The 17211-nt window shown below is 62.1% G+C and carries 17 protein-coding genes and 1 pseudogene; 13 read left to right on the forward strand and 5 right to left on the reverse strand.

The window, feature by feature from the left end; genetic code table 11:
* Positions 1-177 precede the first annotated feature (177 nt).
* From lptC to ptsN, 7 genes and pseudogenes are all read left to right on the forward strand, one after another.
* Complete coding sequence (gene lptC, locus J0663_RS10780) at positions 178-843, forward strand: LPS export ABC transporter periplasmic protein LptC (RefSeq protein WP_207244364.1); 666 nt, start codon at positions 178-180, stop codon at positions 841-843.
* A 14-nt stretch (positions 844-857) separates the two neighbouring features.
* Positions 858-1490 (forward strand): LptA/OstA family protein, encoded by a 633-nt coding sequence (locus J0663_RS10785; protein WP_207244365.1) that lies wholly within the window; start codon positions 858-860, stop codon positions 1488-1490.
* Positions 1491-1527: 37 nt separating this feature from the next.
* A complete protein-coding gene (lptB, locus tag J0663_RS10790) occupies positions 1528-2304 on the forward strand; it encodes an LPS export ABC transporter ATP-binding protein (protein WP_207244478.1) in 777 nt (258 codons plus the stop codon).
* 144 nt (positions 2305-2448) lie between these two features.
* Positions 2449-4008 (forward strand): RNA polymerase factor sigma-54, encoded by a 1560-nt coding sequence (gene rpoN / locus J0663_RS10795; protein WP_207244366.1) that lies wholly within the window; start codon positions 2449-2451, stop codon positions 4006-4008.
* A gap of 4 nt (positions 4009-4012) precedes the next feature.
* Positions 4013-4173 (forward strand): annotated as a pseudogene (locus J0663_RS10800) (EamA/RhaT family transporter); the annotation flags it as partial.
* A 381-nt stretch (positions 4174-4554) separates the two neighbouring features.
* Positions 4555-5130: a ribosome hibernation-promoting factor, HPF/YfiA family gene (gene hpf, locus J0663_RS10805; protein ID WP_207244367.1), complete on the forward strand. Its 576-nt coding sequence runs from the start codon at positions 4555-4557 to the stop codon at positions 5128-5130.
* 73 nt (positions 5131-5203) lie between these two features.
* Positions 5204-5668 (forward strand): PTS IIA-like nitrogen regulatory protein PtsN, encoded by a 465-nt coding sequence (ptsN, locus tag J0663_RS10810; RefSeq protein WP_003570770.1) that lies wholly within the window; start codon positions 5204-5206, stop codon positions 5666-5668.
* A gap of 74 nt (positions 5669-5742) precedes the next feature.
* Here ptsN and J0663_RS10815 read toward each other — a convergent pair whose 3' ends face one another.
* The 3 genes from J0663_RS10815 to J0663_RS10825 form a co-directional block, all read right to left on the reverse strand.
* Positions 5743-8103, reverse strand: a complete 2361-nt coding sequence (locus tag J0663_RS10815) for a methyl-accepting chemotaxis protein (RefSeq protein WP_207244368.1) — start codon at positions 8101-8103, stop codon at positions 5743-5745.
* 242 nt (positions 8104-8345) lie between these two features.
* Positions 8346-9245, reverse strand: a complete 900-nt coding sequence (locus J0663_RS10820; protein ID WP_207244369.1) for a ribokinase — start codon at positions 9243-9245, stop codon at positions 8346-8348.
* Between the two features lie 84 nt (positions 9246-9329).
* Positions 9330-10553, reverse strand: a complete 1224-nt coding sequence (locus tag J0663_RS10825) for a DNA recombination protein RmuC (RefSeq protein WP_207244370.1) — start codon at positions 10551-10553, stop codon at positions 9330-9332.
* Between the two features lie 200 nt (positions 10554-10753).
* Here J0663_RS10825 and J0663_RS10830 point away from each other — a divergent pair, with 200 nt between their 5' ends.
* The 6 genes from J0663_RS10830 to truA all read left to right on the forward strand — a co-directional run bounded on the left by J0663_RS10830 (position 10754) and on the right by truA (position 15358).
* Complete coding sequence (locus J0663_RS10830) at positions 10754-12250, forward strand: globin-coupled sensor protein (RefSeq protein ID WP_207244371.1); 1497 nt, start codon at positions 10754-10756, stop codon at positions 12248-12250.
* A 96-nt stretch (positions 12251-12346) separates the two neighbouring features.
* On the forward strand, positions 12347-12862 hold the full coding sequence (gene def / locus J0663_RS10835; protein ID WP_207244372.1) for a peptide deformylase: 516 nt from the start codon (positions 12347-12349) through the stop codon (positions 12860-12862).
* Between the two features lie 63 nt (positions 12863-12925).
* A complete protein-coding gene (locus tag J0663_RS10840; RefSeq protein ID WP_064707788.1) occupies positions 12926-13186 on the forward strand; it encodes a FitA-like ribbon-helix-helix domain-containing protein in 261 nt (86 codons plus the stop codon).
* Positions 13183-13602: a type II toxin-antitoxin system VapC family toxin gene (locus tag J0663_RS10845; protein WP_207244373.1), complete on the forward strand. Its 420-nt coding sequence runs from the start codon at positions 13183-13185 to the stop codon at positions 13600-13602. The genes J0663_RS10840 and J0663_RS10845 overlap by 4 nt, the downstream gene beginning before the upstream one ends.
* Positions 13603-13622: 20 nt before the next feature.
* Positions 13623-14558 carry a methionyl-tRNA formyltransferase gene (gene fmt / locus J0663_RS10850; protein ID WP_207244374.1) on the forward strand — a complete coding sequence of 312 codons (936 nt, stop codon included), beginning with the start codon at positions 13623-13625 and terminating at the stop codon, positions 14556-14558.
* The gene (gene truA / locus J0663_RS10855; protein ID WP_207244375.1) at positions 14558-15358 is read left to right on the forward strand and encodes a tRNA pseudouridine(38-40) synthase TruA; all 801 of its coding nucleotides are present in this window, start codon (positions 14558-14560) and stop codon (positions 15356-15358) included. The genes fmt and truA overlap by 1 nt, the downstream gene beginning before the upstream one ends.
* Positions 15359-15364: 6 nt before the next feature.
* On the opposite strand, the gene J0663_RS10860 is transcribed toward truA, so the two are convergent.
* Both J0663_RS10860 and dapE read right to left on the reverse strand, forming a co-directional pair.
* Positions 15365-15961, reverse strand: a complete 597-nt coding sequence (locus tag J0663_RS10860) for a hypothetical protein (RefSeq protein ID WP_207244376.1) — start codon at positions 15959-15961, stop codon at positions 15365-15367.
* A complete protein-coding gene (gene dapE, locus J0663_RS10865) occupies positions 15948-17141 on the reverse strand; it encodes a succinyl-diaminopimelate desuccinylase (protein WP_207244377.1) in 1194 nt (397 codons plus the stop codon). The genes J0663_RS10860 and dapE overlap by 14 nt, the downstream gene beginning before the upstream one ends.
* Positions 17142-17211 lie beyond the last annotated feature (70 nt).

Genomic DNA, 17211 nt, shown 5'->3' on the forward strand with positions numbered 1-17211 from the left:
CCGGTGAGATGGGTGGCAGCGGCGCTTATGAGTGCCACTTTTTGATGTTTTTCCGTTTTGTTGCTTGTTGCAGAAAAAATTCCATATTGGCAAGCCAATGTAATAATGCGAAACGAACTGTGATTGCGGCCGGCTTTGTTATCGAAGCGCGGCGATCACCGCACATGGACGAGGCCTATGCTCGATACCCTGAAGAACAACGGGAATGCCGCCTATGCAGGGTCCGGCAAAAGCGCCTATGGCGATGCGTTGTTCCATTCCGCCCGCGTGCGGCGGCTTAAGATCTTGTTGCCTGTGGCAGCGCTTGTCGTGTCGTCGATCGTCGGTGGTGTAGCTGTGGTTCGGGCCTATTTACCGGAGAACATCAAGCTCGAAGGCGCCAAGATCGAGAACGGCAAGGTCGTGATGGAAAAGCCGGCGATATCCGGGCGCAACTCCGACGGCGTCAATTATTCCATGCTTGCCGAAAGGGCGCTGCAGGATATCCGCAATCCCGATCTCATCACGCTCGAGACCATCAAGGCCGCCGTGCCGATGAATGACGGCCTGATTGCCCGCGTCGTCGCCTCGACTGCCGATTACAATCGCGCCACCGACAACCTGCACATGACCGAGCCCTTCACCCTGGTGCTGAGCAGCGGCCTCAACGCAAAGTTTCAGTCCGCCCGGCTCGACATCAAGGGCGGAAACATGCGAAGCGACGACCCCGTCACCATCACCAAGGACAATGCCTCCATTGTTGCGCAGACGCTTGAGATAACCGATAAGGGGCGCGTGATCACATTCGAGGGGAATGTTCGCATGAATGTCGATCCATCCACGATTCATAAACAGGGCACTTAACAGCCGGGTCACCCATGACAAAAGATTGTCGCATTTCAGCTTGCAAGACTGGCATAGCATTCGCTGCCGGCGCATTTGCCCTTATTCTGACGGCCTCGGGCGCGGGCGCTCAGTCGACGACCATGTCCGGCATGAAGCTTTCCAACGATCAGCCGATTCAGATCGAAAGCGACAAGCTGGAGATCCACGACCAGGAGCATACCGCCCTTTTCACCGGCAACGTCAAGGTCGTCCAGGGCACGACCACGCTGCAGTCCGGCAAGATGACCGTCTATTACAAGGACAAGGCGGCAAAATCGGGCGCCGGCGCTGCCGCCCAACCCGAGGCGAAGCCGGAACAGTCGGCCTCGCTGGCATCGGGAAGCGCTGACATCGACAAGATCCTGGTGACGGACAAAGTTTACCTGGTCTCGGGCACGCAGACGGCGACGGCGGATGACGGCAGCTTCGACATGGCCTCGCAGACATTCATCCTCACGGCGGATCAGGGAAACAAGGTTATTCTGTCGGACGGGCCGAACGTCTTCACCGGCTGCAAGCTGACCGTTCACATGCAAACCGGCCAGGCGGAGCTTGAAAGCTGCGGCGGGCGTGTCCAGATTCAACTCGATCCGAAATCGCAGCCGAACGCGCAGAAGCAGAACTGAACCGGCCTCCCACGTGAAATTATCATCGCTATCCACCATGTTCGGTCAGCCCGGGCCACAAGCTATGGGTGCCGCCGACAAGAGCCGCTACCAGGGAACGCTGATCGCACGCGGCCTCACGAAGACCTATGCGACTCGTCGTGTCGTCAACGGCGTGTCGTTGGTGGTGCGCCGGGGCGAGGCCGTCGGCCTGCTCGGCCCGAATGGCGCCGGCAAGACGACCTGTTTTTACATGATCACCGGCCTCGTGCCGGTGGATGAAGGCACGATCGAGATCGACGGAAACGATGTCACGACCATGCCGATGTACCGCCGCTCGCGCCTCGGCGTCGGTTACCTGCCGCAGGAAGCCTCGATTTTTCGCGGGCTGACGGTGGAAGAAAATATCCGCGCCGTCCTCGAAGTGCATGTCAAGGACAAGGCCGCGCGCGAGCAGAAGCTGAACGAGCTGCTGGAGGAATTTCATATCCAGAAGCTGCGCAAGAGTGCAGCAGTCGCCCTTTCAGGCGGTGAGCGACGCCGCCTCGAAATCGCGCGAGCGCTGGCGACCGACCCGACCTTCATGCTGCTCGACGAGCCCTTCGCCGGTGTCGATCCGATCTCGGTCGCCGACATCCAGAATCTTGTCCATCATCTGACGGCGCGCGGCATCGGCGTTCTCATCACCGACCACAATGTGCGCGAGACGCTCGGTCTCATCGACCGCGCCTACATCATCCATGCCGGTGAAGTGCTGACCCATGGCCGGGCGAACGACATCGTCAACAACCCGGAAGTGCGCCGGCTCTATCTCGGCGACAAATTCAGCCTCTGATCTCCTGAAATTCACCTTCCCGCGTAGTTCCGCTTGACCAAATGAGATAAAAAAGCAATTTTTGGGCCAAGTTGGATTTCCGTGGCCTGAAGCGTTAACTGGACGCGGTTTCCCGGAGGAATCGAGGGGAGTTTCGCGTCCGTCATGGCACTGTCCGCCAATCTATTCCTGCGCCAGAGCCAGTCCCTGGTCATGACACCGCAACTGATGCAGTCCATCCAGTTGCTGCAGATGACGCATTTCGAGCTGACCCAGTTCATCGCTCAGGAAGTGGAGAAGAACCCGCTGCTCGAATTTCCGTCGAACGACGGCGAGGCGGGCGACGAACGGGCGGCAAGCGACGACGACCAGTATGGCCGCCAACCGGAGGACGCCGGCTCGGACGACGGCGCCGACAACCGTGCCGAGGCGCTCTCCAGCGAATGGTACGACAATGGCGGCAGCGACAGCAGCAGCCGGCTGACCGACGAGCTCGACGCCAATTACACCAATGTCTTTCCCGATGACAGTGCACCGCAGCGACTTGACGCACCGGAACTCGTCGGTCAGTGGAAGTCGATGCCGGGCAGCGCCGAGGGCGCCGATTACGATCTCGACGATTTCGTCGCCGGCCAGGTGTCGCTGCGCGACCATCTCACCCAGCAGATCCCCTTCGTCCTGCCCGATACGAGTGACCGGCTGATCGCGCAGAATTTCGTCGATCAGCTCGACGATGCCGGCTATCTGCAGGCCGATCTCGTCGAGACCGGCGAGCGGCTGGGTGCCAGTCTTGCCAAGGTCGAACACGTGCTTGCCGCCCTCCAGACGCTCGATCCGCCGGGTGTTTTCGCCCGCAGCCTCGCCGAATGCCTGGCGATCCAGCTCAAGCAGAAGGACCGCTACGATCCTGCCATGCAGGCGCTGGTTGAAAATCTCGAACTCCTGGCGCGGCGCGACTTTGCCACGCTGAAGCGGCTCTGCGGCGTCGACGAGGAAGACCTTCTCGACATGCTCGGCGAAATCCGCCAGCTCAATCCGAAGCCCGGCAGCGGTTTCGAGACGGGTGTTTCCGAAGCGATCATGCCCGATGTCGTCGTCAGACCCTCCGCGGAGGGTGGTTGGCTGGTCGAGCTCAATCCGGATACGCTGCCGCGCGTCCTTGTCAATCAGTCCTATTTTTCCCGGATAACGAAGAACGGCGAGGATCACGCCTTTCTTTCCGAGTGCCTGCAGAGCGCCAACTGGCTGACCCGCAGCCTCGATCAGCGGGCAAAGACCATCATGAAGGTGGCCAGCGAGATCGTGCGCCAGCAGGACGCCTTTCTGCTGCACGGCGTCGACCATTTGCGGCCGCTGAACCTGAAGACGGTGGCCGAGGCGATCAAGATGCATGAATCCACGGTCAGCCGCGTCACCTCGAATAAATATATGCTGACGCCGCGCGGCCTCTTCGAGCTCAAATATTTCTTCACCGTGTCGATCGGCGCCGTCGAAGGCGGCGACAGCCATTCGGCCGAGGCCGTGCGTCACAAGATCCGCACGCTCATCATGCAGGAGAGCCCCGACGCGGTGCTCTCCGATGACGATATCGTCGAAATGCTGAAGAAAGGCGGCGTCGATCTCGCCCGCCGCACGGTTGCCAAATACCGGGAAGCGATGAACATTGCTTCCTCGGTCCAGCGCCGCCGTGAGAAGCGGGCGCTCGCCAAGGTCGCGGGCTTCTGACGCTGCCGGCTTCTGCCTCGTCATCGGCGTCGAAATGCTCGGCGGTCTTGGGGAAAACCTGTTTGCCCAGCTTGCCATCATCCTGGCGACCATCCGTTGTGCAGGTGCCGCGGTTTTCGGCAAGACCAGAGGCTTGATCCTGCCGTGCCGGCGGCCGACGGCCTGCATCGGACTGGGCTGCGTCATTTCTCGGCGTCATCGCCATGGCGATCCCGGCAACCCGGGGGTGCGCAACGCAGGCGTGCAACGCGCGACGTGATGAAGGGGGAAATCGCTGGAAGGCGTTTTCCGCAAGGGATTTGCCGCACCTTGTGCGAGCATATCCGGTGTCGATATGCGGCCCTATTGACTTTTCGGTAACCTCTGGCTAGAAGCCCGCCGCAATCGAAGCCGTGAACGGCTTTTTGAAGTTATCCCCATCATCCCAAGGGCGCCGAGGGCCCGCAGGCCCACGCCGATCTTGCTTGAGATTGCGCGAAGTGCTTGGATGAACCCGAGGCTTGGCGTAAACTGATACCCGCAAACGACCATAAGAAGGGAAACTCCATGAGCGTGCGTGTATCCGGGAAACATATGGAAATTGGTGAATCCTTCCGTCAAAAGATCGAGGACCAAATTGGTATGGCCATCACGAAATACTTCGACGGAGGGTATTCCGGCCAGGTCACCGTGGAAAAGGCGAGTTCCCGTTTTTCGGCAGACTGCAAGCTTCATCTCGACAGCGGGGTGGTGCTGCATGCCGCCGGCGAAGCGACGGATCCGCAGCTTGCTTTCGACGCCGCTTCCGAGCGCATCGAGAAGCGTCTGCGTCGCTACAAGCGCAAGCTGAAGGACCATCATGCCGGTAACCACCTGAATGGTTTTGCAGAAGTCTCCTACACAGTTATGGACTCCGTTCCTGATCACGAGGATGAAGTCCCCGACGATTTCGCCCCGGCCATCGTCGCTGAAAGCACGAAGCAGCTGAAGACCATGTCGGTCGCCACCGCCGTGATGGCGCTCGACATGACCGACGAGCCGCTTCTCCTATTCCGTAGCCCCGGCAAGGAACATCTGAATATCGTTTACCGTCGGCACGACGGAAATATTGGCTGGATCGATTCGGCCAATATCAAAGGCTGAGATCAGGGTGGTGAGCGGCGGTATCGCCGTCGCTCCTTGCTTCATCTGATCCCGGCGACAGAAGGAAAAAGAAATGGCATTGGCAGATTTGCTCCATCAGGATGCGATCATTCCCGCCCTCAGAGTAAATTCCAAGAAACAGTTGCTTCAGGAATTGGCGGCAAGAGCCGCGAGGATCACCGGCCTCTCCGAACGGGAGATCTTCGACGTCATCTTGCAACGCGAACGCCTGGGCTCGACCGGCGTCGGCAACGGTATCGCCATTCCCCACGGCAAGCTGGTGAACATTCATTCGATCGTCGGCATCTTCGCCCGTCTGGAGCAGCCGGTCGATTTCGAAGCGCTGGACGACCAGCCGGTCGACCTCGTCTTCCTGCTGCTGGCGCCGGAGGGCGCGGGCGCCGATCATCTCAAAGCCCTGTCGCGCATCGCCCGCGTCCTGCGCGATCATGACCTGGTTGCAAAACTGCGGGCCACCGATTCCGCCTCGGCGATCTACGCCTTCCTCAACGAGGAGCAGACGTCGAACGCTGCCTGAGCCGCATCCATAGCAGAACGAAATAAGGCGCCTGATTTCTCAGGCGCCTCTTTCATTTATCACGGACGGAATGGTCAGAACTCTTCCCAGTTGTCCTGAGCCGCGGCGGCTGAGCCTTGCGATACGGTTGCGGCGCGGCGTATCGCCGGGGCGGCAGCGTGGCGGACGGCAGGAGCGGGTGCGAAATGCGAGGGGGCCGCGGCCGGGGCACGCATCTGCCTCGCCATGGAAGCGAGCGCTGTCGCGTTATTAGAGCCGGAGACTCGGAAGCGTGTGGCAAGCGCCTTCAGCGTCTGTGCCTCGTCGTTGAGGGCGACGCTTGCGGCGGTCGCTTCCTCCACCATCGCCGCATTCTGCTGCGTCACCTGGTCCATCTGGTTCATGGCCTGGTTGATTTCCTTGAGCCCGACCGCCTGTTCGCTGGCCGATGCCGAAATCTGTCGGATGAGGCTGTTGATGCCCATAACTTGTTCGGCGATTTTGTGCAGCGTGCCGCCGGCGCGCCCGACGAGATCGACGCCTTCCTTGACCTGGACGGCTGACGTGTTGATCAGCGTCTTGATCTCCTTGGCGGCATTGGCCGAACGCTGAGCGAGTTCACGCACTTCCTGGGCGACGACGGCGAAACCCTTGCCGGCTTCCCCGGCGCGTGCGGCTTCGACGCCGGCGTTCAACGCCAGGAGGTTCGTCTGGAAGGCGATTTCGTCGATAACGCCGATGATCCGCGAAACCTCGGTCGAAGACTGCTCGATCCCCTGCATGGAGGCGATGGCCTTCTGCACGACTTCGCCCGATTTCTCAGCATCCTGGCAGGCGAGATTGACGTTGTCGGCGGCCGTGCGTGCATTCTCGGCGCTGGAATCGACCTGGGCGGTGAGCTCATTGAGCGCGGCCGCCGTCTCTTCCAGGCTTGCCGCCTGCTGCTCGGTGCGTTTGGCGAGGTCGGAAGCGCTGTTGCTGATCTCGCCGGTGCCGGCGCCGATATTGATCACACTGAGGTTCATTGTGTGGATGGTCTCTTCGAGGCTTGCAAGTGCGGCGTTGAAGTCCTGCTTCAGCTTGCCGTACTCGCCGGGGAACTCTTCGGTGATGCGGTAACCCAGATTGCCCTGCGACAATTCCGAGAGTCCGGCGCCGACGATCGAGACGATGTGACGCTGCAGCGACACCGATTGCTGCCGTTCCGATTCCGAGCGGCTGCGTTCGGTCTCGGCGACCTGCCGCTGGTGAGTGGCCTCGTCTTCGAGGCGCTGGCTGTCGGCGAGCTTGAAGCGGAAGCCTTCGAGCGCCTTTGCGACCGAACCGACTTCATCGGTACGGTCCTGGGCCGCGATGGGTTCTGCATATTCGCCATCGCTGAGCGCCTTGACGCTGGCGACAAGACTGCCGAGAGGCCGCTGCACGAACGAGCGGACGGCGAAATAGAGGGCCAGCATCACCGCGCCGAGCACGATCAGACCGGTGACGATCATCATGTAGGTTTGGGCCTGCACCGGCGCGTTGATCACTGCATGCGGGACGTCGACGAGCACGACCCAGGTGGCGTTGACCCCGGGGACTTCGAATGGATAGACGACGCGGTCGAAGGGGTCGAGGCCGTCATAGCTGAGGTTCTTGACGAGGCCGGGCTGCTTGGTCGACAGCGCCGCCTTGACGACGTCGGCGCCCTCGCCGTCATATTGCTTGGTCATCAGCTCGGGTACCGGCGCGACGATCCAATTGCCTGCCTGCGACAGCAGCGTCACACGGCCGGAGCCGAAGGGGTGCAGCGCCTGCAGCTTATCGGTCAGCGACTTCAGCGAGATGTCGACGCCGCCGACGCCGATCATCTTGCCGCCCGACATGACGGGATAGGCGATGGAGGTCAGCAGCGTTGGTACGTCGGTTCCCTCGGCCATGTAGGGCGTGGTGATCGCGCCCTTGCCGCTGTCGGCAGCAAGCTTCCACCACTCAGCGGTATAATCATTGTCGAAGGTCGAATACTGGACGCCGCCATCCTTGGTTTTCGACCAATAGGGCGTGAAGGCGCCGTTCTTGTTGGTGCCCTCGTCATTGTTGTTGGCGATCTCGGTCGTCTTTCCATCCAGGGCGCCAAGCTGCTCGCAGAACCAGCTGCCAAAGGCGAAGGCATTCTGTTCCAGATTGGCTTTCAGCACGTTGATCATGCCCTTTCGATCGAGCGACTTGCCATCGTGGGCTCGGCCGATGACACCTGACATGCTGCGTGCAGCGCTGGCGAGTTCGCCGACATTGGCGGCGATCTCATTGGCGATCGACTTTGCCTCGATATTGGCTTGATCCATCGTCAGCGTCTGAACGCGAGCCCGGGTCTGCCCTATGAGGAAAAAGTTCGAAGCGATGAGAACAAGTGCGATGGCGATGCCGGTGATGGCGATAAGTTTCGCCGCAAGCGATTTCATGCGAAAAATGAACATGGGTTCCTCAGGCAAGGATGCGCCGAACGGGCATTCTTCGGCGCAGGGGCGAAGGCATGGCTCCGTCATGAAGCAGCCGCATCAGCCGTGGATTCCGCATGCGCGAGGATCCGGCGATCGCTGGGAAGATCGCCGGAGACCTATTAAATTTGAGTGAAACTTAAGTGGTTTATACGAGCAAAACCGCAGGAATCCCCCATTGAATTGAAGGACATCTGGCGACGTTTCGCAGGCAGGCCAGGCTATATTCTGTCTGCGACTTCCCCAGTCAAAGGAATCGACGGTTGCGCTCCTGATTTGAGACATGCAAGTGAACCGGCAACTGCCGCGCGCCGCAGCGCCGCCGGAAAGTCAAGGCCCTCATCGAGGCTGGCGGCGAAATAACCGCAGAAGGTGTCTCCCGCACCGACCGTATCGACGGGGTCGATCGCCAGCCCTTGCGCCCGTGAAATGGCGCCGTCCCGGATGGCTATGACGCCATCGCCGCCGAGCGTCACGATCAGCGTCTGCCCGGTTTCCTGATACAGGCGGACAAGCGCTGCCTCGCGCGCTCCTGCGTCCATGCCGGTCTGTCCGGCAAGCCGCTCGAACTCCGTCTCATTGGCAATGACGATATCGGCCAGCCGGCCGAGACGCGATGCATCGGGGGTCAAGGGGGCGAGGTTGAGGATGCTGGTGATGCCCTTGGTGCGTGCGGCCGATAGCGCGCGTTCGACGGCTGCGACCGGCACCTCAAGCTGCAACATCAGTATGTCGCCTTCGTTCATGCGGCCGATAGCGGTTTCCGCGTCCGCGGGCGCGACCAGGCCGTTGGCGCCCGGCACCACGGCAATCATGTTCTCGCCGTCGCCGCCGACCAGGATAAGCGCCGTTCCTGTGGGACCGTCGACATGCTTGACGAGGGAGAGATCGGTTCCGGCCTCATCAAGCAGGGCAAGAGCATCGGCGGCAAAAGCATCCTTGCCGACGGCACCGGCCATATGCACGTAGCGGCCGGCGCGGCGCGCTGCCAGCGCCTGGTTGGCGCCCTTGCCGCCGGCAGCAGTGGCAAAACCGTTGCCGGCCACCGTCTCACCGGGCTTCGGCAGGCGCTCCGTCGTGGCGATGAGGTCCATGTTGATGGACCCGAAAACTGTAATCATGAGGATGTCCCGTCCTTTGGAGCATCGGGCGATATCATGCTCCAATCCTTTGATAGAATGCGCGCGAGACACTGCCCGAAGCGGTTACTCCTCGTCAACCACCCGAAGCTTGAGAAGGCCGGTACGGCTTTCCACGGATTTGGCCGGAGCCTCGCTGTCGCGGGCGGGCTTGGCGTCGCCGCCTGCCTCGAATTCCAGCGCCTCGATCTTGGCGCCGCGCTTGGTGAGCTTGTCTGCTGACGTCACCACCATGTCGATATCTTTCTGCGCCATGGCGAAATGACCCTGCAGCTTGCGCACCCGCTCGTCGAGCCGGCCGAGATCGTCCATCAGGATCGCCACCTCGCCCTGAATCAGATGCGCCTGCGCCCGCATGCGCTGATCCTTCAGCACGGCCTGGATGACCTGGATCGACAGCATCAGCAGCGACGGCGAGACGATGACGATGCGCGCGCGGTGCGCCTTCTGCACCAGCGCCTCAAAGTTCTCGTGGATCTCGGCGAAGATCGATTCCGATGGTACGAAGAGAAAGGCCGTATCCTGGGTTTCTCCCTGAATCAGATATTTCTCGGAAATATCGCGGATGTGGATCTCCATGTCGCGGCGGAACTGCTGGCCGGCGATCTTGCCGGCCTCGGGGCTGCCGGCATCGCGGATCGCGTTCCAGGCTTCGAGCGGGAACTTCGCATCGATGACAAGCGGCGGCGCACCGTTCGGCATGCGGATCGTGCAGTCCGGCCGCGAGCCGTTCGAGAGCGTCTGCTGGAAGGCATAGGCGCCCATCGGCAGGCCGTCGGCGACAATCGTCTCCATCCTCGACTGGCCGAAGGCGCCGCGCGTCTGTTTGTTGGAAAGAATGGCCTGCAGCCCGACGACGTCCTTGGCGAGCGTCTGGATATTGTTCTGTGCGGCATCGATGACCGCCAGCCGCTCCTGCAGCCGCTGCAGGTTCTCATGCGTCGACTTCGTCTGCTCGGTGATCGTCGAGTTGACGCGCTGCGACATGCCGTCGAGGCGCTGGCTGATCGCTTGGTTGAGTTCGCTCTGCCGCGCGCCGAAAACCTCGGCCATGGCCGCGATGCGGCCCTGCATCTCCGCCTGGACCTTCAAAAGCTCGGCCATGCGCGCCTCGCTTTCGCCAGCTCGCAGGCGCGCCTCCTCCGCCTGCTCGCGGCGATGGCTGGCGCCGCGCAAGAGCAGAATGATCATCAAAAGCACGAGGGCGACGAAAAGGCCGCCGGCAAGCGCCAGCATGGCCGGGCTGATCGAGGCGACGGAAAGGGCGAGCGATTCGGAATGGACGGTCATGCCGCAACCATAACAGAAGATGCGGCAATATATAGATCAAAACGGGAACAGAATCGGCGGTCCCCAATATCTTCTGTGTCGCCCTTTTTCGTCGCCGATGCGGAAAATCGCCGCCGACTTAACCATTGCTCAACCATATTCGCCAAAATCTGTTGCGTAGAATTCCCTCCCGCGCCGTTGCGCCAATCACAGAGATTACCATGACATCCCAGCAGACCGACAATGCTCTCAGGCAGCGCCTCGATTTCATCGAACTGGACGAGGCGGCGCGCCGGTCGATGCGGGATCTCAGCCCGGTCATCTCGGAGCTGATCGGCGCCGCCCTCGATAAATTTTACGCCAAGGTCGCCAGGACCCCCGCGGTCTCGGGCTTCTTCGCCGATAAGAGCCATGTCGCCCATGCCAAGAAGCGCCAGCAGGATCATTGGGCCAATCTCGCCAGCGGCACCTTCGACGAGCGCTATGTCGACGGCGTGACCGCGGTCGGCCGGACGCACGCCAGCATCGGGCTGGAGCCGCGCTGGTATGTCGGCGGCTATGCGCTTGTTCTGTCCGAACTCGTCAAGGGTATCATGGAGAAGCAATGGCCGTCGGTCTTCGCGCGCCAGCAAGGCAGGCAGCTCGCCGAGAAACTGTCGGCAGTCATCAAATCGGGCATGCTCGACATGGATTATTCGATCTCGGTCTATCTCGAGACGCTTGAAGCCAAGCGCCGGGCCGTTGAGGAGCAGCGGGCCCAGGCCGAAGCCGATCAGGCGATGGCGCTGGAAGAGTTGCGCCGCGGTCTCGAAGCGCTGTCGAACGGCGATCTCGAAGCCACTCTGCCGTCCGACCTGCCCGGCAATTTCAAGCAGATGGCCGAGCATTACAACCGTGCCGTCAAGGCCCTTCGCCAGTCCTTCGCGTCCGTGCGCGACACCTCGGGCCAGATCATGAACGGCGCCGACGCCATCTCCAACGCGACCAACGACCTGGCGTTGCGCACCGCCCAGCAGGCAGCGGGCGTCGAGGAGAGTTCGGCCGCCCTGCAGCAGCTTTCCGTCAGCGTCGGCCAGACGGCTGCCAATGCCGAGAAGGCCTCCGACGCGGTGCGCGAGACGCAGCAGAAGGCGAAGAATTCCGGTGAACTCGTCACCAGCGCGGTCTCGGCGATGGCCGGGATCGAGAAATCCTCGACGGAAATTTCCAAGATCATCGGCGTCATCGACGAGATCGCCTTCCAGACCAATCTTCTGGCGCTGAATGCCGGCGTCGAGGCAGCGCGCGCCGGTGATGCCGGCAAGGGTTTTGCCGTCGTCGCCCAGGAAGTCCGCCAACTCGCCCAGCGCACTGCCGAAGCCGCCAAGGAGATCAAGAACCTGATCTCGCAGAGCTCGACCCAGGTCAATGAGGGTGTCGGCATCGTCTCCAGCACCGGCGAGGCGCTGAGCGACATGATCAGCCGCATCGACATCATCAACCGCTTCGTCGCCGATATCGCCGCTGCCGCCCGCGATCAGGCAACCGGGGTCAACGAGGTCAGCGTGGCGATCCGCAGCATGGGCGAAATCACCCAGCAGAATTCGGGCATGGTCGAGCACACCTCGGCCGAAACCCGCCGCCTCAACGGCGAGGTGGAGAAGCTGATCGAACTGCTGCGCCGCTTCCGCGCCCGCCCGGAGGGCCATGCCGTCACCGCCGCCCGCCGGGCCGCGTGAGGCTCTATGGCGAAATTCGGAGCGGGGATGGAAAAAAGCGCCTTCCCCGCCCGCCGGATAATTCCATAGTCGGAAAAGATGGGTTATGGGAACGCCATGACCATCAAGCCACTCATCATTCTTCCCGATCCCCTTCTCCGCCAGCTCTCCAAGCCGATCGAGCGGGTGGACGCCGACCTTCAGCGTCTTGCCGACGACATGCTGGACACCATGTACGACGCGCCGGGCATCGGCCTTGCTGCGATCCAGATCGGCGTGCCGCGCCGCATGCTGGTCATCGATGTGTCGCGCGAGGGCGAGGAGAAGCAGCCGCAGGTCTTCATCAATCCGGAGATCGTCAAATCTTCCAACGAGCGTTCGGTCTATGAGGAGGGCTGCCTGTCGATCCCGGATTATTATGCCGAGGTCGAGCGCCCGGCTGTCGTGTCGGTCAAATATCTCGATCGCGAGGGCAAGGAACAGCTGGTGGAAGCCGACGGCCTGCTCGCCACCTGCCTGCAGCACGAGATCGACCATTTGAACGGCGTGCTCTTCATCGATCATATCTCGCGGCTGAAGCGGGAGATGGTGATCAAGAAGTTCACCAAGGCGGCGAAGACGAAGGCGCTCTGAGGAAGCCTTGAATATGCGCCCGTAAGGCACTATGATATCACCGATATCATAGTGGAGGTGCGGATGGGCGATCTGCTTATTCGAGATGTTCCGGAAGCGATGAAGCGGCAGCTTCAGGAAAGTGCCCAGCGCAATGGCCGCAGCCTTTCAGAAGAGGCGATCGAAATCATCCGCCGTCAGATCGCGGCGGAACGCTCGGGAGCACCCGCGGGGCGGCGCTTGAGATCGCTGATGGGAGAGGAAAGATTGAGCGATGACGAAGTAGAGGCTATCGCCGCGTCTCGCCATGAACGTGATCGGGAACCGCCAAGTTTCGACAAATGATCGTCCTTGATACCAACGTAATTTCCGAATTGCAGGGAAGAACCCATAGCGAGCGGGTATTGAACTGGCTAGACGCTTACGACGTCGAGACGCTTTTTCTGACAACGATCTCCGTGGGGGAAATGCGCTATGGGCTTGAACTCCTTGATGACGGCAGGCGAAAGAAAGCATTGATTTCCGACTTCAACCGGATCGAATCCGAATTTTCTGGTCGCATACTCGGTTTTTCGCTTAGTGCGGCGAATCGTTACGGCCTCCTCGCTGCGGCGCGCAGAAAGGCGGGACGGCCGGTGGAAACGAAGGATGCGATGATCGCCGCCATCTGCCTTGCGAACGGCGCGACGCTCGCCACCCGCAACACCAGAGATTTCGAAGGGCTTGATCTCAAGCTCGTAAACCCGTTTGAAGACGGCTGATCCTCAACTGGCGAGATAGTATGTCTCTTCGCATCATCTTCATGGGAACGCCGGAGTTCTCGGTTCCGACCCTGCGCCTGCTCGTCGATGCCGGCCACAGTATCGTCGCCGTCTACACCCAGCCGCCGCGACCGGGCGGCCGGCGCGGGCTCGATCTGCAGAAATCGCCGGTGCATCAGGCGGCGGAATTGCTCGGCCTGCCGGTCTTCACACCGGTCAATTTCAAGGCCCCGGAGGAGCGCCAGCGCTTTGCCGCCTTCAATGCCGATGTCGCTGTCGTCGTCGCGTATGGCTTGCTGCTGCCGGAGGCGATTTTGAACGGCACCCGCGAGGGCTGCTACAACGGCCATGCCTCGCTGTTGCCGCGCTGGCGGGGTGCCGCCCCCATCCAGCGGGCAATCATGGCCGGCGACGATAAGACCGGCATGATGGTGATGAAGATGGACAAGGGTCTCGATACCGGCGCAGTCGCGCTGACCCGCGAAGTCGAGATCGGCCCGAACATGACGGCAGGCGAATTGCATGACCGGCTGATGCAGGTCGGCGCCAAGGCGATGGCGGAAGCCATGGTGAAGCTGGAGATGAACGACCTGCCGTTGACGCCGCAGCCGGAAGAGGGCGTGCTCTATGCCTCCAAGATCGACAAGGCCGAGACGCGCATCGATTTCGCCAAGCCAGCGCTAGAGGTGCACAACCATATCCGCGGCCTTGCGCCGTTTCCCGGCGCCTGGTTCGAGTTGGAGATCAGCGGTCGGCCGGAACGGGTGAAGGTGCTGGGATCCGAGCTCACGGAAGGGCGGGGCGTTGCGGGACAGTTGCTGACCGACGATCTTGTCGTCGCCTGCGCTACCGCCGCCGTGCGGCTGACACGGCTGCAGAAAGCAGGCGGCAAGCCGCTGGCCGCGGCGGATTTCCTCCGCGGCACGCCGCTCGGCGCCGGCACGAGGCTTTCCTGATGCCGCGTTTCCGCATGACCGTCGAATATGACGGTGGCCCCTATGTCGGCTGGCAGCGGCAGGAGAACGGCCCGTCGGTGCAGGGCGCGCTTGAAGCCGCAGTGCTGTCATTGACCGGCGAGACGGTGTCGATCCGCGGCGCCGGACGCACCGATTCCGGCGTCCACGCCATGGGACAGGTGATCCATGCCGATCTTTCCAAGGGCTGGTCACCCTACAAGCTGCAGAACGCCCTGAACGCACATCTGAGGCTTGCCGGCGAGCGTGTCTCCATTCTCGACGTCGAGGCGGTGCCCGACTTCTTCGATGCCCGCTTCTCCGCCCTCAGGCGCCACTATCTCTACCGCATCATCAGCCGCCGGGCGCCGCTGGCGCTCGACGCCGGCAAGGCCTGGTGGGTGCCGAAGGCGCTCGATCACGAGGTCATGCATGCCGCCGCCCAGAGGCTGGTCGGCCGCCACGACTTTTCCACCTTCCGCTCCGCTCATTGCCAGGCAAACAGCTCGGTGCGCACGCTCGACCGGCTTGACGTGACGCGAAACGGCGAGCTGATCGAGATCCGCGCCACGGCGCAGAGCTTCCTCCACAATCAGATCCGGTCCTTCGCCGGCACGTTGAAGCTCGCCGGCGAAGGCAAATGGACGCCCGATGATGTCGAGGCGGCGCTTCAGGCGCGCGACCGCAAGGCCTGCGGCCCGGTGGCGCCGCCGGAAGGGCTCTATTTCCTGCAGGTGGATTATCCCGAGGTGATCACCGACCGCCGCAGGCCGGCCGACCAAAACGACGACGATCCGTCATAAGGTCGCTCAGGCGGGGTAGATGCCGAGGAAGTGCTGCAAATATTCCGACAGGATCATCGATGGCACCAGCAGCACCAGCGTCAGCGCGCCGACCATCAGCGCGTGATCGTGGCAGATCATCCTGAGGATGCGCGCCAGCACGAAGACCTGCGCCAGCATGAAGGCGAGCAGCAGCAGCGAGACGAAGCCGACGGTGCCTGGCAGGAAGGACACCAGTGCCAGCAGCACACCGTTGATATAGGACAGCGGCACCCAGAGCCAGTTGACGCTGACGACGATCGGGGCGAAGCGCTCGCCCATGCGGAAGGCAAGCAGCAGCAGCCCGGCCAAGACCAGTGGCACGAACCAGTTGGCGACCTCGACGAGGCCGAGCCTGATGAAGAAGGCAAAGTCGACATCGGCTTCCGGCGGCATCGACCGCAGGAAGGCCTGTCGCCACCAGAGCCAGGAAATGCCCATCGGCGGCAGGCACCAGACCATCGCCCAGAACGAGCGGTTGACGCCGCGCTCCGACAAATCGAGGAAGCGGAAGCCACGCGGATCCATCCGGATCAGCAGCCAGAGGCCGGCCAGATAATACTGGACTTCCTTAAGACCCGGCATGGGCGAACCAGCGGTCGATGAAGGTCTCGTAGATCGCCGTCAAGGTCTCCAGATCGGCAACAGTGACGCGCTCGTCGACCATGTGCATCGTCTGGCCGACGAGGCCGAATTCGACGACTGGGCAATGGTCCTTGATGAACCGCGCATCCGAGGTGCCGCCGGTGGTCGAGAGCTTGGGCGACCGGCCGGCCACACGTTCGATGGCGGACGACAGCGAGGCGATCAGGGCGTTGTTGCGCGTCAGGAAGACATGGCTCGGACGATCGGCCCAGACGATGTCGTATTTCACCGGCTCCCGGCCCGGACGCAGCTGGCCGCTGCCGGCGGCGGCGTCGAGCCGCCGCAGGATTTCGGCGCGCAGCGTTTCGACGGTCCAGCTGTCGTTGAAGCGGATGTTGAAGCTTGCCGACGCCTTGGCCGGAATGACATTGGTGGCCGGATTGCCGACATCGACCGTCGTCACCTCGAGGTTCGACGGCTGGAAATCGTCGGTACCGCCGTCGAAGGGCGGGTCCATCAGCGCCTGAGTCAGTTGCAGCATCCCGCGCACCGGATTGTCGGCAAGGTGCGGGTAGGCGGCATGGCCCTGGACTCCATGCACGGTGATCCTGCCCGACAGCGATCCGCGCCGGCCGATCTTGATCATGTCGCCGAGCCTGTCCGGATTGGTCGGTTCGCCCACCAGGCAGGCGTCCCAGCGTTCGCCGCGTTCGGCAGCCCAGTCCAGGAGTTTGGTCGTGCCGTTGATCGCCGGGCCTTCTTCATCGCCGGTGATCAGGAACGAAATCGAGCCGGCGGGCGGCCCGTTCTTTTCGATATGGCGGGCGACGGCGGCGACGAAACAGGCAATGCCGCCCTTCATGTCGACGGCACCGCGGCCGAAAAGCTCGCCCTTCGATATCTCGGCGGCAAAGGGCGGATGCGTCCAGGCCGCTTCGTCGCCGACCGGCACGACATCGGTATGACCGGCAAACATCAGATGCGGGCCGTCCTTGCCGAGCCGGGCATAGAGGTTCTCGATGTCGGGCGTTCCCTCTTCGCGCGCCGTCACCTTGTCGACTTTAAAGCCGAGCGGTGCGAGCATCGCCGCGAGCGCCGTGAGCGCGCCGCCTTCAGCGGGCGTGACGGAGGGGCAGCGAATCAGCGTCTGCAGATTGGCGACGGGATCGGTAGCGGTCATGGCGGTCGAACTATCCGGCGGGAATGGCAAAGACATGGCAAGGCGGCGGCGCCTCGCGTAAAAAGACGCC

This window comes from Rhizobium lentis, from assembly GCF_017352135.1.
Lineage (GTDB): Bacteria > Pseudomonadota > Alphaproteobacteria > Rhizobiales > Rhizobiaceae > Rhizobium > Rhizobium lentis.